At 61.7% G+C, this 16700-nt stretch carries 12 protein-coding genes; 7 read left to right on the top strand and 5 right to left on the bottom strand.

Annotated elements, in window-relative coordinates; all coding sequences use genetic code 11:
• Positions 1-450: TrmO family methyltransferase (locus ACEW8N_RS21390; RefSeq protein ID WP_373501905.1), on the top strand; the 450-nt coding region annotated here is incomplete at its 5' end.
• A 45-nt stretch (positions 451-495) separates the two neighbouring features.
• Here the strand turns inward: ACEW8N_RS21390 and ACEW8N_RS21385 are convergent.
• The 3 genes from ACEW8N_RS21385 to ACEW8N_RS21375 are packed head-to-tail and all read right to left on the bottom strand — an operon-like array spanning position 496 to position 5615.
• Positions 496-2826 (bottom strand): FAD-dependent oxidoreductase, encoded by a 2331-nt coding sequence (locus ACEW8N_RS21385; protein WP_373501904.1) that lies wholly within the window; start codon positions 2824-2826, stop codon positions 496-498.
• A gap of 60 nt (positions 2827-2886) precedes the next feature.
• Positions 2887-4521: a glutamate synthase-related protein gene (locus ACEW8N_RS21380; RefSeq protein WP_373501903.1), complete on the bottom strand. Its 1635-nt coding sequence runs from the start codon at positions 4519-4521 to the stop codon at positions 2887-2889.
• Complete coding sequence (locus ACEW8N_RS21375) at positions 4485-5615, bottom strand: glutamate synthase (RefSeq protein WP_373501902.1); 1131 nt, start codon at positions 5613-5615, stop codon at positions 4485-4487. The genes ACEW8N_RS21380 and ACEW8N_RS21375 overlap by 37 nt, the downstream gene beginning before the upstream one ends.
• 375 nt (positions 5616-5990) lie before the next feature.
• Here ACEW8N_RS21375 and ACEW8N_RS21370 point away from each other — a divergent pair, with 375 nt between their 5' ends.
• From ACEW8N_RS21370 to ACEW8N_RS21360, 3 genes are all read left to right on the top strand, one after another.
• Positions 5991-6209, top strand: coding sequence for a hypothetical protein (locus tag ACEW8N_RS21370; protein WP_373501901.1), 219 nt, complete (start codon positions 5991-5993; stop codon positions 6207-6209).
• A gap of 75 nt (positions 6210-6284) precedes the next feature.
• Positions 6285-7469, top strand: coding sequence for a citrate/2-methylcitrate synthase (locus ACEW8N_RS21365; protein ID WP_373501900.1), 1185 nt, complete (start codon positions 6285-6287; stop codon positions 7467-7469).
• A gap of 191 nt (positions 7470-7660) precedes the next feature.
• Entirely contained in the window at positions 7661-8170 is a 510-nt protein-coding gene (locus ACEW8N_RS21360) for a transcriptional repressor (RefSeq protein ID WP_373501899.1), read from the top strand.
• Between the two features lie 85 nt (positions 8171-8255).
• Here ACEW8N_RS21360 and clpB read toward each other — a convergent pair whose 3' ends face one another.
• Positions 8256-10862, bottom strand: coding sequence for an ATP-dependent chaperone ClpB (gene clpB, locus ACEW8N_RS21355; RefSeq protein ID WP_373501898.1), 2607 nt, complete (start codon positions 10860-10862; stop codon positions 8256-8258).
• 132 nt (positions 10863-10994) lie between these two features.
• Positions 10995-11999 (bottom strand): sigma-54-dependent transcriptional regulator, encoded by a 1005-nt coding sequence (locus ACEW8N_RS21350; RefSeq protein ID WP_373501897.1) that lies wholly within the window; start codon positions 11997-11999, stop codon positions 10995-10997.
• A gap of 471 nt (positions 12000-12470) precedes the next feature.
• On the opposite strand from ACEW8N_RS21350, the gene ACEW8N_RS21345 reads away from it, so the two are divergent.
• The 3 genes from ACEW8N_RS21345 to map all read left to right on the top strand — a co-directional run bounded on the left by ACEW8N_RS21345 (position 12471) and on the right by map (position 16693).
• The gene (locus tag ACEW8N_RS21345) at positions 12471-12980 is read left to right on the top strand and encodes a phosphatidylglycerophosphatase A (protein ID WP_373501896.1); all 510 of its coding nucleotides are present in this window, start codon (positions 12471-12473) and stop codon (positions 12978-12980) included.
• A gap of 129 nt (positions 12981-13109) precedes the next feature.
• Positions 13110-15797 (top strand): calcium-translocating P-type ATPase, PMCA-type, encoded by a 2688-nt coding sequence (locus ACEW8N_RS21340; protein WP_373501895.1) that lies wholly within the window; start codon positions 13110-13112, stop codon positions 15795-15797.
• On the top strand, positions 15794-16693 hold the full coding sequence (gene map / locus ACEW8N_RS21335) for a type I methionyl aminopeptidase (RefSeq protein ID WP_373501894.1): 900 nt from the start codon (positions 15794-15796) through the stop codon (positions 16691-16693). Before ACEW8N_RS21340 ends, map begins: the two co-directional genes overlap by 4 nt.
• The last annotated feature ends 7 nt before the right edge of the window (positions 16694-16700 follow it).

The raw sequence follows: 16700 nt of genomic DNA, 5'->3' as shown, positions 1-16700 counted from the left end.
GCGACCCGGTCCGGTTTCAGGCCCAACCCCATCGGCCTGTCGGCCGTCAGGCTCGACGGGATGTCGACGCCGGCGTCGCCCCATGGTCCGGGGCGCCTTCTCCATCTTGCCGGGATCGACCTGTTGGACGGGACGCCCGTTCTCGACATCAAGCCCTACCTGCCCTATGCCGACGCCGTCATGGACGCCCGGGGCGGGTTTGCGGCCGAGCGGCCCGAAGCCGTCATGACCGTGGCGTTCAGCGCCGATGCGCTGGAGGCCGTCCTGGCCAGGGAGGCCGCGGTCCCCGGTCTGAGGCGGTTCATCGTGGGGATGCTGCAGGCGGACCCCCGCCCGGCCTATCATGCCGGGAGATCCGAAGGCCGGCGGTTCGGCACGCGCGTGTTCGATGTCGATGTCCAATGGGAGTGCCGCGGGAACGAAATTCTGGTGACGGGGCTGGCGGGGTGAGGGAAGGGCCTCCCTGAAACCCGGGTTTCAGGGAGGCGGGCGTTTTTATCCCATCGGCGTATTTTCCATCATGGCCCAGATGCCGCAGGGGCAGCCGTTGGCGCAGAAGCCGCAGCCGATGCACCGATCGGGATTCACCACGTACTCGAATACGCCGTCGCCGCTCTCCTCGCGCGTGATGGCCGCCTGGGGGCAGAGGGTCGCGCACATGCTGCAGTCGCGGCAGGTGCCGCACGATGCGCACTGGCTGCCGCAGGCGTCGGTGTTCTCGAAGTCCGTCAGGCGCGGGTCGAAGTATTCCAGGGTCATCCGGCTCCGGTCGATCATGGGGCGGATGCTGATCCCCGGGCGCTTGCCCTCCAGGATGTCCGCGATGGTCAGGGCCGCTCTCCGGCCGGCGCCGATGGCGTCGGTGATCAGGCCCGGCCGGACGATGTCCCCGATGGCGAAGATCTGGGGATCGGTGGTCTGCTGGGTTTCGTCCGTCACCACGTATCCGCGGTCGATCCGGACCTCGTCCGGCAGGAACGCGACATCCGGGGCGTCGCCGATGGAGACGAAGACGGTGTCGGCCGGAAGAAGCTCGCCGTCGCTCAGCACCACGCCCTCCTCGGTGATCTCCCGGGTGAAGCAGGGCCAGCGGAATTTGGCGCCGACCGCCTCGGCGTCCTCCTTCTCCTTGCCGAACGCCAGGGGTTTCTGAATATCGATGAGGGTAATGTCCCTGGCTCCCAGCCGGTGCGCCTCGGTCGCCACATCGCACCCCACGTTCCCGGCGCCGATGATGACGACCCGTTCTCCCGGGCTGAACCGGTTTTCCTTGGCCCGGGTCAGGAATTCAAGGGCCGTGACGAGCCGCTCCTTTCCGGGGATCGGGAGCATCCGCGGTTTCTGCGCGCCGGTGGCGATGATGATGAAGTCGAAGTCCCCCCGAAGCCGGGCCAGGTCTTCCTGTTTCATCTCCTGCTGAAGGTGGATATGAGGGATCACCTCCCGGATGCGTTCGATCTCCCGGGTGAGGACCTCGCTGGGCAGCCGGCTTTCCGGAACGGCCGTGGCGACCTTGCCGCCCAGGATCTTCTGCGTGTCGTAGATAATCGCTTCATACCCTTTCTGCCGGAGCTGCCAGGCAGTCGAGATGCCGGCCGGGCCGCCCCCGATGACGGCGATGCGCTTGCCGGTGAGGGGGGGGAGTTCCGGGAGGCCTGCCGCGATGCTCGCCTTGCCGAGCTGCTTGACGTCCACCGACGGCATGAGCTGGATGGTCCGGGTGCAGCCCTGCATGCAGAGATTGGGACAGAGGTATCCGCAGACGGTGGCCGGAAAGGGCGTGTAGGCCAGGGCCAGATCGACGGCCTCGTCCATGCGGCCTTCCCGGATCAGCCGCCACCGCTCCTGCACCGGGATCCCCGAGGGGCAGGATGCCTCGCAGGGGGCCGCGTACTTCCGGTTCTCCCATACCGGCACGAACCGCCGCATCTCTCCGGTGGGGATCAGGGGGATGGGGCTGCGGTCCAGGTCCGTCAGGTCGCCGATCATGCCGCCCTTGCCGAGTTCCCGGTCCCAGACCTCTTCGCGGAATGATGCCATGGAGCGGCTTTTGAGCACCAATCGCTCCTGGGGGGTGCGGCTGGTGATGAGCTGCCATTCGTCCCGGTTGGCCAGGTCCTCCAGGATTTCCGTGCGGTCGATGCGCTCCAGGTAGAGCTTGAGGCCGCTTCTGAGCCATTGCCATTCCGCGTCGGATACGGGGACCTGCTTGGCGTCGGTCTGGCTGAAGCCCTTGTGGGGGCCGCGGAAGAAGAGCTTGCCGCCGACCATCCCCACCAGGGGGCGGTAGCCCAGGACGTTGTCGGGCGTCTGGGGGTTCCAGCCGCAGACGACGGCGATGCCGCCGGCCATGAACTCCCCGAAATAGTCCCCCGTCGACCCCAGGACCCAAAGCTCGGGCGGACCAAAGCGGGGGTTCTGCTTGGTCATGGTCATGCCCCGGGCGCCGATGTTTCCGGCCACATAGACCTTGCCCTGGGCCATGGCGTTGCAGGTGCCGTTGCCCGCGTTGCCGTGAACCACGATCCGCGCCCCGGCGTTGAGCCAGCCGGTGTCGTCGGAGGCCGGCCCCATGACCGAGACGCGGGTGTTGGGAAATCCCATGGCGCCGACCCGCTGGCCCGGAGGCCCGACGATGCGCACGTGAACAGTCTCGTTTCCGGCCTTCCAGAGCCTGCCGCCGATGCCGTGGTGTCCGAAGGCCTGGATTTCAATGTGCCTGTGGCCGTTGGCGACGGCTTCCTGGATCTGCTCCTCCAAGACACGGGATTCAATCCGGATGCCGTTTTCCCTGCCTGATATCCTGTGATATATATCCTTATTCATTCCATACTCCGAAAACTGTAATGCAATGTCTGATGGTTTCGTCCGCGGCCCTGTTCCCTGTTACACGACATAGGCGATCTGAAGCCGCTGGGCGATGTCGCGGTCGTCGATGCCCAGGGCGTCGGACATGCCGATGGGCAGGGAGGTGGACCGGCCCAGGGGCGCGAAAATTTTCCGGATTTCTGTATCGAAGCCCAGATAGAAATCGACGACGCGCTGGGCGACTGCTTCCGGGTCGAGCCGTCGGTAGAGCCTGGGGTTCTGGGAGGTGATTCCCTTCGGACACAGGCCGATATTGCAGATGTTGCACCGGTCCCCTTCCGAGCCCAGGCACCCGGCTGCGGCCTGCATGACATATTTTCCGGAGACGACGCCGCTGGCGCCCAGCATGATGAGGGCGGCGGCATTGGCGGCCAGGTTGCCGTTCTTGCCGACGCCGCCCCCTGCGAAGATGGGGATTTCATTCTGCCTGCCCAGCTTGGCCAGGTTGAGGTAGCAGTCGCGGACGTTGCTGGCGATGGGGTGCCCCATATGGTTCATGGAGACGTTGTAGGCCGCGCCGGTGCCGCCGTCCTCGCCGTCGATGAGCAGGCCTCCCGCGTAGGGGTTCCGGGTCAGGTTGTTCAGGACCGCCAGGGAGGTGGAGCTGGCCGAGATTTTCGGGTAGACGGGGACACGGAATCCCCAGGCCATGTACATGGACTGGATCATCTTGGCCACGGCCTCCTCGATGGAGTACTTCGTCTGATGGGTCGGGGGGCTGGGAAGACTCACGCCCTCGGGTACGCCCCGGATGGCGGCGATGAGCTTGTTGACCTTGTGCCACATCAGCAGGCCGCCGTCTCCGGGCTTGGCCCCCTGGCCGTACTTGATCTCGATGGCGCAGGGGTCGACCTTCATCTCGGGGATGGCGTGGATGATCTCGTCCCAGCCGAAGTAGCCGCTGGCGATCTGGAGGATGACGTATTTCAGGAAACGGCTCCGGAGGAGCCGGGGCGGGCAGCCTCCCTCGCCGGTGCACATCCGGACCGGCATGCCCAGCTCCTCGTTGAGGTAGGCGACGCCCATCTGGAGCCCTTCCCACATGTTGGGGGAAAGCGCGCCGAAGGACATGGCGCCGATGATCAGGGGATAGATTTCCCGGACCGGCGGTGCCCAGCCGTTCTCCTTGAAGTGGGCGAGGCTTTCCTCGGGCGGAAGGACCCGGCCCAGGAGGGTCCGAAACTCGAACTCGTGGCGGCCGGCGTCCAGGGCCGGGTCGGTAAGCATGGAAATCCGGATGAATTTGATCCGGTCGAGAAGGCTCCCTCCGTCGTTCCGCCGGCCACCCCGCCGGCGGGGCTGGCCGCCGCGGTCGATGTGGTATCTCAGTTTGTCGGCCTCGTCGCTTTTCAGGGGGATGACGCAGTCGTTGGGGCAGACCATGTTGCACATGCCGCAGCCGATGCAGGCGTAGGCGGGGTCGGTTTTCTGCCGGATCCCGTAAAAAATCTCGTAGTTGGTGGATGACGATCGGGCCAGATCGATGGCGGCGTGAATGTGCCTTTTGCGGAACACGCCCAGCTCGATGGCGTTGACCGGGCATACCGCCGTGCAACTGCCGCAGAGCGAGCACTTGTCCTTCTGCCAGGAGATCTGCCAGGGCAGGTCCTTGACGCTCAGTGTAGAGGGGGTAACGGGTCTGTTTGACGGCATATTTGAACCTCCTGTCGGTCGGGGCCGACGATCGCGGTATCGAGATACATGGGTTGGAAGTCTTTGGTTTTGTCGCGGTCGGGGATGGCTGCGTCAAGGCCGCAGATTTCTGACGAGAAGGCGAAAACGCCGGGTTTTCCGCCGACGACCCCCGGGCGAAGTTTCTTGCGGTCCTGCACCATGAAAAGGCTGTGGTCGGCGAGGGAGCCGATCACGCAGTTGGGCCCGTCGATGATCATCCGGCGGCAGCTGTGCTTGAGCGATTTCAGCAATGCCGCGTTGGGGTGGACCTTGAGGTCCTGGTCGCTCAGCGGGGTGATGATGTGTTTATAGCCTTCGAGGCCCAGGCCGAGATTCGACAGGGTATAGTGGAGGATGTGGGTGAACACCTCGGAGTCGGACTGATAGCCGGTATAACCCTCGAACCCCCGGGAGGTGAGGTACTCCCGGATGGGGATGAATGCCGTGTTCTCGCCGTTGGTCATGGTGGAAAAGCCTTCCAGGAAAAAGGGATGGCAGGCGTACAGGTTGATGGCGTAGTTAGTGTTCTGCCGCCCCTGGGCCATGATGATCCGGGCCTTGAGCTCCTTCCGGTCCAGCTTCAGGTGGTTCGCCACCTGCATGGGGTCCCCGATCTCCTTGATCATGATGGCATCGGGCCAAAAAGAGAATATGATCATGTCCTCCTTTTCCTCCCCCATGTGCCGCAGCTTGAGACGAAGGTGCACCAGTTTTCGATGCTTCTCCGTTTCGCCCAGGGCATCCCATTCCTCGGGATACTCATAGGCGCGGATCAGGTAAAAATCCCGCTTGGGGACCCCCGGGGGCGGCGCCTTGGGCACCTTGATCGTCAGTTTGTACTTGGTCATGAATCCCAGATTCATCATGAATGAATCCAGGCGCTTGAGGCCGTCCTCGGTGAAGATGCCCGAGAGAATCGGCGCGTCCTTCATCTCCTCGAACGGCCCGCCGAGGTCTCGCAGGAACAGGCCGACGCCGGAGCCGTCATGGCCTTCGCGCATGACGTCCAGAGCCTCTATGGCGACCATCGGGGACAATGGTTCCTTGCTGGTGATGGCAAACAAACGGCACATGGTTTTATTTCTCCTTCACTGTCTGCCGCGGGGCATGCGGGGCAAACGCTCACGGCAAAGCGGTTGTTGCAGGATAGGCTTGAGGTGCGGAAGTTCAGCGCGCGGGGGCGTCTATCCATGGCGCGTAAACGCAAGACAGTCCTTTACATTTTATTGCTTCAAAATTCAAGCGCTTCGTTTGGGTGAAACATTCGCATTGGCGATTTTCAACTTGCTATTGAAAAAAAATATGGTTAGGATTATTGCTAAATATTTGTAAAGTTCCCCAATAATCGCCAACCGCTCACAACAGATTTCGGCTTTTTTTGTCGGGCGGCGGCGTGGGAAGGAGCTGCTTTCAAAACCGGATGTCCCGATGCCCAAGGAGAGAGAGATATGACGAAACAAGAGACCAAGACCCTGAAGCATGTCTGTAAATGCGAGAACTGCGGAAACGAGGCCGAAATGGTGGTCACCTGTTCCCTGGCGGATGAAGAAGACGGCGCCGCCCCGGCCGGGGCGAAAGCCGATCCCGAAAAGCACCCCCACCGCGTCAAGGGTACGGGGACCTGCAGCCACTGTGGAAATGAAGCGGATATGTGGGTGGACCTCTGATAAGATAACCGCTCCGGTCGGGGATGGCGGGGAAGCGCCGCCCATCCGGAGGACATGAACACAAGAAGGTGGCTGATGACCGAAGAGTGTAAAATTACCATGAACACCGGGCTTCGCGGTGTGACCGTTGCCAGCACGCGCGTGAGCGATGTGGATGGCGATGCCGGAAAGCTGATCTATCGCGGTTACCTGGTGAAGGATCTGGCTGAAAACGCCTCGTTCGAGGAGGTGGTCTTCCTTCTGCTGTATGAGCGGATGCCCAACCTGCAGGAACTGGCATCGTTCAAGAAGGCGCTGGTCAGCGAGATGCCGATTCCCCGGGAGATTATCGCGGCCCTGAAAACCCGGCCCCGGGATTCCCTCCCGATGGACATCCTTCAGGCGGGGGTCGCCATGCTGGCCAACCACGATCCCGATATCCGGATCGAGGGCGAGCGCGAGGCAACCCTGCGCATGGGCATCCGGCTCATTGCGAAGATGCCCACCCTTCTTGCGGCATGGTCCCGTATCTGCACCGGGCAGGACGCGGTGCCGCCCTCCCGGGATCTGGGTCATGCGGCCAATTTTCTCTACATGATGACCGGCCGGGTCCCCGATGATGAGATTACGGGATTTTTTGACGCCTGCCTGGTGCTCCATGCGGAACATTCCTTCAACGCCTCGACCTTTGCCGCCCGGGAGGTGGCCTCCACGCGGGCCCACATGTACGCGGCCGTCGGCGCCGCCGTCGGGTCGCTGTCGGGCGCGCTCCACGGCGGCGCCAATACCCGGGTCATGCAGATGCTGAAGGTGATCGATTCGGTCGATAACATCGACGCCTACATCGAAAAACAGTTGACCGGCGGCGGCCTGATCATGGGGCTGGGGCATGCGGTCTACAAGGTCGACGACCCCCGGGCACTCATCCTGGCGCCCATGTCCAAAAAGATGGGAGAGCGGATCGGCGAGGTCAAATGGTACGAGATCTCCAGGCGCCTGGAGGAAAAGGCCAAGGCGGCCTTCAAACGCCGCAAGAACATGGATATCTACGTCAACGTGGATTTTTACAGCGCCTCGCTCTATTATGCCATGGGAATCGCCATGGATCTGTTTACCCCGGTATTCGCCATATCGCGGATTGCCGGATGGGCGACCCACGTGCTCGAGGAGCAGTATGCGGATGCCGCGCCCAAACCCATGCTGTACCGGCCTGAATCGGAATATATCGGGGATTACTGCGGACCGGCGGAATGCGCCTGGGAGCCGATTGAACGCCGCTGAGGCCTGCGCCCTTCGTCATGAAGGGTTTCGGTGGGGCGCCCGCCGCCCCACCGGCGCCGGAGGCAACGCCGTCGACCCGCTGACATCCCGTCTTGCTGCTGCAAATCCACACGACCGCTTCATGGAAGACCGCCCGCGGCATCCGACGTCGATGGGCTTTTTCCGGGAAATATCGGAGAAAAGGAAGGGGCATGGTGACGAACCGCCAGCCTGAAGGCCAGAATTTGCGAATGACGCGCCAGCGGAAGGTCATCCTGGAGGAGGTCAGACGCCTGGCGGACCATCCGAGCGCGGAAGAGGTCTATGAGGGGGTGCGCAAACAGCTTCCCCGCGTCAGCCTGGGGACCGTCTACCGGAACCTGGAGATCCTCTCGGAGCTGGGGGAGATCCAGAAGCTAGAGCTGGGCGGCACCCTCAAGCGGTTCGACTGGAACACCAAGAAGCACTACCACATCCGTTGCATCAACTGCGATCGCGTGGACGACGCGCCCATGGGCTTCATGGACCATGTGGAAAACGCTCTGGACGACACCAGCGGATATCAGATCATGGGGCATCGGCTGGAATTTCTGGGGCTGTGCCCCGAATGCCTCGAAAAGGCGATCGAGCGCAGGTCCCTCGGCCCAAACCCTGACGTTTCACCCTCCGATTCAAGCAAATCCCTTGACGACCCGAAGGTCCCGGAAGCATCCAGCCGCTGAGGGCGTCCTGCAGCGCTTCCCCGCCAGGGACAGCAGAACAAGCTCCCTGAAACCCTCAGGGAGCTTGTCGCATTCCGGGGGGGCGTTATAGGGCGATCGGCGCCTTGGGCTCTTGGAGACGAAACACGATGCCGTCCCCCTCGACCGCGGCCCGGACGGTCGATCCGTCGGGAACCGCCCCTTTCAGGATCTCCATGGAGAGGGGGTTTTCGATGGTTTTCTGAAGCGCCCGCTTGAGGGGTCTGGCGCCGTAGATCGGGTCGTATCCCTTTTCGGCGATGAGGGCCGTGGCCTCCTCCGACAGGATGAGGGTGATCTGCCGGTCCTGGAGGCGTTTCTTGAGCCGGCCGATCTGGATTTCCACGATCTGCCCGATCTGCCCGGGATCGAGGTTGTGGAAGAAGATGATCTCATCGATCCGGTTCAGAAATTCGGGTTTGAAGGTCCTGCGGAGGCTCTCCCTGACCCGCACTTCGGCCTCGTCGCCTCGGGAACTCCCCATCTCCTGAATATACTGGCTTCCCACGTTGGAGGTCATGATAATGACCGTGTTCTTGAAATCCACGGTCCTGCCGTGGCCGTCGGTCATCCGGCCGTCGTCCAGAATCTGGAGCAGCACGTTGAAAACCTCCGCGTGGGCCTTTTCGATCTCGTCGAAGAGGACGACGGAATAGGGCCGCCGGCGGACCGCCTCGGTCAGATAGCCCCCTTCCTCATAGCCCACATACCCGGGGGGGGCCCCGATCAGGCGGGCCACCGAGTGCTTTTCCATGAATTCGGACATGTCGATGCGGACGATGGCCTGTTCATCGTCGAACATGAACTCCGCAAGGGCCTTGGCCAGCTCGGTTTTTCCCACGCCGGTCGGCCCCATGAAGATGAAGGAGCCGATGGGGCGGTTGGGGTCCTGCAGCCCGGAGCGGGCCCTTCTGACGGCATTGGCGACGGCGGCGATGGCCTCGCCCTGGCCCACGACCCGGCGGGCCAGGCGCGCCTCGGCTTGGAGCAGCTTTTCGCGCTCCCCTTCGAGCATCCTGCTGACGGGGATTCCCGTCCACCGGGAGATGACCTCGGCGATGTCCTCGCTGTCCACCTCTTCCTTCAGCATCTTTTTTTCAGCCTGAAGCGCGGCGAGCTTCAGGTTGGCGCCTTCCAGCCGTTTTTTCAGCTCCGCGGCCTTCCCGTAGCGCAGCTCCGCCACCCGGGCCAGGTTGCCCTCCCGTTCGGCCTGCTGCTCTTCCGTGCCCAACTGTTCGAGATCCTCCTTGACCTTCCGGATCGTCTGGATCATCTCCTTTTCGTTCTGCCAGTGGGCCTTCATCTCCTGCATCTCGTCCTTCAGGGCGGCGATGGACTTGTCGAGCCGGGCCAGGCGGTCGATGGCGGCCGGATCCGTCTCCTTCTTCAGGGCTTCGCGCTCGATCTCCATCTGGATGATCTTCCGCTGGATCTCGTCGATCTCCACCGGCATGCTGTCGATCTCGATGCGGAGCTTGGATGCGCATTCATCGATGAGGTCGATGGCCTTGTCCGGAAGGAACCGGTCGGTGATGTAGCGGTGGGAGAGGGTCGCGGCCGCCACGATGGCCGAGTCCTTGATCCGGACCCCGTGATGGACCTCGTACTTTTCCTTGAGACCCCGGAGGATGGAGATGGTATCCTCCACGCTGGGCTCCCGGACCAGGACCGGCTGAAACCGCCGTTCCAGGGCCGCATCCTTTTCGATATACTTCCGGTATTCGTTGATGGTGGTGGCCCCCACGCACCGCAGGGTCCCCCGGGCAAGGGCCGGCTTCAGCATGTTGGAGGCGTCCATGGCCCCCTCGGCAGCGCCCGCGCCCACCAGGGTGTGGAGTTCGTCGATGAAGAGGACCACCTCACCTTCCGCCCGCTCCACCTCTTTCAGCACCGCCTTCAGGCGGTCTTCAAATTCGCCGCGGTATTTGGCGCCGGCGATCAAAGCCCCCATATCGAGGGAGACCAGCCGTCGGTTTTTCAGGGTTTCCGAAACGTCGCCCCGGACGATGCGCTGGGCCAGCCCCTCGACGATGGCCGTCTTTCCGACGCCGGGGTCGCCGATGAGCACCGGGTTGTTTTTGGTCCGCCGCGAGAGGACCTGGACGATCCGGCGAATCTCGTCGTCCCGCCCGATCACCGGGTCCAGCTTGCCCAGCCGGGCCAGATGGGTCAGGTCCCGGCTGAACTTGTCCAGGGCCTGGTACTTCTCTTCGGGGTTGGGGTCGGTGATGGTCTGGCCCCCGCGGATGTCCTTGAGGACCTTGAGGATGGATTCCCTGCCGATGCCGTACTGCTTGAGGATTCGGGCCGCTTCCCCCCGCTTTTCGTCGGCCATGGCGATCAGGATGTGCTCGACGCTGACATACTGGTCCTTCATTTTGGAGGCCTCCGCGAAGGCGGCCTCCAACACGGCCTTGGTGCGCGCGGAAAAATAGGTGTCGGTCACGCCGCTCACCTTGGGGAGGCCGCCGATGGCAAGCGTGGCCTCCTGTGAAACGGCGGCCGGAGATGCGCCAAGCTTGCGGAGCATCGATTTCGCGATGCCTTCGGGCTCCGCAAGCATGGCGGCCAGGATATGCTCCGGTTCGATCTGCTGGTTGCCCTGACGGGCGGCGAGTTCCTGGGCGCTCTGGATCAGCTCCTGGGATTTAATGGTGAACTTGTCAAATCGCATGGGTCTCTCCTGATGGTCGAAAAATTCGTTTTTACGGCATGTCGCGGGAAATGGCATACAAAAAACATGCCAAATATTATGCAATTAAACGATAACCATCTGCGATTTGGTGTCAACCTCTCAATCGGTAAATCATTTCCGTTTTTTCGAGGCGTTCTTGAGGCGCTTGCTCAACGCGGGCTGTGAAATACCCAGCATCCTGGCGGCGATCGACTGGTTGCCCCCGGACCGGCGCATGGATTCCTCGACAAGCATCTGGGTCACCTTCTTGATGGTCGGCAGTTTCCGGAAGGACCGGAAGGGCGAGGAGTCGTCGATATCCAGCTCCTCCCGGAAGGGCTTTTCCACCTTTTTCCGGGCCATGTGGATCTTGAAGATGTCCAGGGAGAGGATCTTCGACTCGTGCTCCCGGACCGCCTCAAAGACCATTCGCCGGAGTTCGGAGACGTTGCCGGGGAAGGTATAGGTCTGGAGCAGGGTATAGAGTTCCTTCGGCGGCGTCGGTTTCTTCTTTTCCAGGATCCGCGCCGATTCCTCGAAAAAGTAGTCTGTCAGGACGGGCACGTCGTCGAGGCGGTCCCGGAGGGGCGGCAGGTGCGCGTGATGCTCGCGGAGCTTGAGGTTGAGGTCCCGCCGGAACTTGCCCGACCGTTGAAGCATCCACAGATCGGCGCTGCTGGCGGAGACGACGTAGGCATCGGTGCGGGACGTCTTGTCTTTCCCCAGGGGGATGTATTCCCCGGACTCGATCAGCTTGTAGAGACGGACCTGGGATGCGGGGTTGAGTTCGCTGATCTCGTCGAGGAACAGGACCCCTCCGGCAGCCTTTTCGATCATCCCCGAGTGGCTTTCGTCGGACCCCGCAAACGCGCCTTTGGCATAGCCGAAGAGCGTCGCCGGAAAGAGATCCTCATCATTAAGATCCAGGATGTTTATTTTCACCAGACTTCCCTGGAGCCCGCTGATCACGTGGATGTAATCCGCCATCAACTCTTTTCCGGTTCCCTCTTCACCTGTGATGAACAGCGGCACACGGGCTTCCACGGCCGATTTCACGTCCTGGAGAATGGACAGCATCTGTTTGTTCTGAGTGATAATGAAATTCGCGGGAGAGGCGTTTTTTAAAATGCTGGACATGATCCCATCCTTGAAAAATGAATTTTAAGCAATAATAAATTTTTTATCCTATATCACATTGCCGGCAAAAAAAGGTATGCTTTTTTTTATATTTTTTCTCTGTTGGCACATCCTGAAGAAAAACAACCGGAACGTATCTGTTCCATTCCCCCGGCGGCGGCCTTTTTCCCCGGACCGGGACCCGGAGGAGGGGCGCTGTCCTCCTGCGCGTCAGGCGCGGACAGCCCGGAAGAAAACGGGCCGCTTTGTCTTGACACGAAGCGCACAAGCCCTATATATAGCTCTACTTTGGTTAGATTGCACGGTTGAGATCTCGCAGAGCGGGGCACCCGGGAATGTTTCCGCCTGGCCGGGGGTGATTCGGCTGGAATGCAATGCGGGTGCATCCTTTCCAGAACCAACGACCATTACCCGGATCCTCTTTGGAAATCATACCGTTGCCGGCGGTTTCGTCGTTTCCTGAACAAATATATGAACTATCCTGAAAAACCAAAGCAGAAAATAGCTTTATTTATAGGATCCGCATGCGGGCTGGGATTATCCCCTGTTCTTCCCGGAACCTGCGGGGCGCTCCTGGGGGTCGTCATCCATGCGGCCGTCGTCCTGGCGCTTCCCGCCGCCATGAAGATGCCGGCCCTGTTGACGGCCTTTGCCCTCGTGTGCGCGGCAAATCATGTGCTGACCCCGTGGGCCGAGGCTTACTGGGAGCGAAAGGATCCCCCCCATTTCGTCCTGGATGAGGTGGCCGGGTATCTTTTCGTGCCGATCCTGTTTCGGGAAGGGGAGCTGCTCAACGTTGTCGTTTGGGGGTTCACCCTCTTCCGCATCCTGGACATCTTCAAGTTCCTCCCGCCGGCGCGGCTGATCGACAAACAGCTTCACGGGCCGTGGGGGGTGCTGCTGGATGATCTGGTGAGCGCCGGATACGCCGCTTGGATCATGTCGATCGTCTATTGGCTTGCGCCGGGCGTCTTTGCCTGATCCTCTCCGGAAAAGCGCCGCCGGTATGGGCATCCAGTGCAGGGGCCGACGGCATCCCTACCGTCCACGGGTCGAACCCCGGGCGACGGCAGACTGCGTTTAATAAAACAACACCACAGCGAGGAAGATATGTTCAGTTACAGAGGACTCGGCGAGAGCGAGGTGGAAGCCTCCCGCCGCGAGCACGGCTCCAACCAGATCAGCCCCCAGGAGGTGGAAACCTTCTGGGACAAGCTGCAAGACAATTTCAAGGACCCCATGATCATTATCCTCGTGGTGGCGCTGGTCATCGTCACCGGCCTTGCCGTTTTCGGGTTCGCGGAATGGTATGAGGGGGTGGCCATCGCCGCCGCGGTGGTCCTGGCGACCCTTGTCGCCACGGCCTCCGAATTCAAGAACGAGCAGACCTTCCAGAAGCTCCAGGAGGAGGCATCCAAGATCCTGATCAACGTTTTTCGGGGCGGAGCCCTCAGGATCATCGGCATCGACGACATTGTCGTGGGGGACGTGGTGCTTCTCCAGCCCGGCGACAAGATACCGGCGGACGGCAAAATCGTTCAGGGAAAGGTCAAGGTCAACCAGGCGGCCCTGACCGGCGAGCCGGTGCCGGTCACCAAAAAACCCGGCGAGCCCGACCTTTCGAATCTTGGGAATGCCCATTCGGTCTACCGCGGCACCATCGTCGAGGACGGAGAGGCGGCCATGGTCGTCCTGAAGGTCGGCGACCAGACCCAGTTGGGCCGGCTTTCGGAGGGGCTTCAGACGGACAACCGCATCGGGCCGCTTCGGGTGAAGCTCGCCAAGCTGGCCGACGACATCGCCAGATTCGGCTACATCGGCGCCTCCTTTATCGGCGCGGCCTTCATGTTCAAGGCGATCTATCTCGACAACGGCGGGGAAGCCGCGGCCATGCTGGCCTATGTATCCAACTGGCAGGTGCTGCTCCTCGACATCGTGACGGCCCTCATCCTCGCGGTCATTATCATCGTGGTCGCCGTGCCCGAGGGGCTGCCCATGATGATCGCCATCGTTCTGGCCCAGAACATGCGGAAGCTCCTGAAGTCGAACGTCCTGGTCCGGCAGTTGGTGGGCGTCGAGACCTCGGGGAGCCTCAACCTCCTGTTTGCCGACAAGACGGGGACGATCACCCAGGGCAAGCTCGACGCCGTGGGGTTCATGGCCATCGAGGGCGGCGGGGACGATGTCCGCATCGTCGAATATGACCGGTTCGAGGCCATACCGGACGTCCTGGCCCGGCTCCTTGACCTGTCGCTCCGCGAGAACACGTCGTGCATCGTGAACTGCGAGGCCATAAAGGAGGAGGAGCGGATCATCGGGGGCAACATCACGGAGCGGGCCCTGCTCAAGTTCATCCGCGCGGATGTGAGCGCATGCGTCGAACCGGCGGCGGAGAATGTTTTTCAGGTGCTGTTCAACTCCGCCCGCAAGTTTTCGGCGGCCGGCATCAGAACCCTCGGGGGGGAGGAGATGACCCTGATCAAGGGCGCCCCGGAGCGGATTCTCAGCAACTGCACCCACCACTTTGCCGCCGACGGCTCGCGGGTCCCCATTTCCGAGGCAGAGAAGACGGTCGTCAACCTGGCCATCGACCGGAAGGCCGACGACGGCTACAGGCTGATCGCCGCAGCCGTTCAGGAGGGCATCTCTGCCGAAGACGCCTCCGACAACATGAAGGAACTGCCGGAAGGGATGACGCTTCTGGGGTTTTCCCTGATCCGGGACGAGCTGCGCCCCGAGTCGCGGGCGGCCATCGAGACCCTCCAGCACGCGGGGATTCACGTGGTCATGCTGACGGGCGACCGCAGCGGCACGGCCAACGCCATCGCCCGGGAGGCGGGGCTTTTGAACGGCGAAAAAAAGAAGTCCATCCGCTCCGCGGAGATGGCCGAGCTTTCGGATGACGAGCTGAGGGTGCTCCTGCCCGACCTGAACGTGGTGTCGCGGTGCCTGCCCCAGGATAAGATGCGCCTGGTCAAGGTGGCTCAGGAAGCCGGGCTGGTGGTGGGGATGACGGGGGACGGGGTCAACGACAGCCCGGCCCTCGCCAACGCCGACATCGGGTTCGGATTGGGCAGCGGGACGGAGGTTGCCAAGGAGGCGTCGGATATCGTGGTCCTGGACGACAACATCCAGTCCATCACCAACTCGGTCCACTACGGCCGGACCATCTACCGGTCGATCCAGAAGTTCATCACCTTTCAGCTCACCGTGAACGTCAGCGCCATCGCCATCGCCTTTCTCGGACCCTTTCTGGGCTTCAAGCTGCCGCTCACCATGATCCAGCTCCTCTGGGTCAACCTGATCATGGACACCCTGGCCGCGCTGGCTTTTTCCGGCGAGCCGCCGCTGGCCAAGCATATGGCGGAAAAACCCAAGCGGCGCGATGAAAGCCTGATCACCGGGGGCATGTGGTCTTCCATTCTCGCCAACGGCCTGTTCATCACCCTGATCTCCATCATCTTCCTGAAAATCCCCGCCGTTCGGGGGCTGTTTCACAATGAGGCCGCATTCATGACGGCATTTTTTGGTGTTTTTGTTTTTTTGAATAATTTTAATAAATTCAATGTCAGGGTGGAAGAGTTTAACCTTTTTGGGCATATTTTGGAGAACAAGGGGTTTCTGAAGGTTGTCGGCATCATTTTTCTGATCCAGGTGATCGTGACCTATTTCGGGGGGGAGATCTTCCGGACGGTGCCGCTTCTGCCGGTGGAATGGCTGTATATCGTTGCATTTTCCATCATCATCATCCCCTTTGATCTGCTCCGGAAATATCTGTGCCGGGTTTTAAACCAATGAAAAAAAACAAGGAAAAAGTCGGTAGAAACGACCCCTGCCCGTGCGGCAGCGGCCTCAAATATAAACAGTGCTGCCTCGGGAAGAAAGAACCCGAAGCCGGCGATCTGAGGGAGTCGTACTGGAAACAGTACAAGATCCGGCTCAAGGCGCCCGGGGATATCGAGGCCATCGAGCGGGCGGGGCGGCTGGTGGTGGAGACCCTTGACCTGGCGGAAAGGGCGATCCGGCCGGGCATGGAGACGGAAGAGATCAATACCCTGGTCCACGAGTTCACCCTGAAGCACGGTGCCCGTCCGGCCCCCCTGCATTACCGGGGATATCCCAAGAGCGTCTGTGTCTCCGTCAACGAGGTGATCTGCCACGGCATCCCCGGGAAGCGGGTGCTCAATGAGGGCGATATCGTCAACGTGGATGTCACCTCGATTCTCGACGGGTATTACGCCGACGCCAACAAGACCTATTTTGTGGGCACCCCCGGCGAGGATGCCCGGAAGATCGTTCGGGTGGCCCGGGAATGCCTCCTGCGGGGCATCGCCATGGTGGCCCCCGGGAATACCCTGGGGGATATCGGCTGGGCGATTCAGGAATATGCGGAAGGCCACGGGTGTTCCGTGGTCCGGGAATTCGTGGGGCACGGCGTCGGATTCGACTTCCACGAGGCGCCCCAGATCCCCCATTATGGCCGACGCGGCGAAGGCGTAGCCCTGGTGCCGGGCATGGTTTTCACCATCGAGCCCATGATCAACCTGGGACGGAAGGAACTCCGCGTCCTCTCCGATCAATGGACGGCCGTGACCCGGGACGGCTCCCTCTCGGCCCAGTTTGAGCAGACGGTTCTCGTCACCGAAACCGGGGTTCGCAGCCTGACTCCCTATGACCTGGATTCAACCCTGTAAAGGAAAC

Origin of the sequence: Desulfococcus sp. (assembly GCF_041737845.1) — a bacterium.
Lineage (GTDB): Bacteria > Desulfobacterota > Desulfobacteria > Desulfobacterales > Desulfococcaceae > Desulfococcus.
This window is presented reverse-complemented; position numbering and strand designations above follow the sequence as displayed.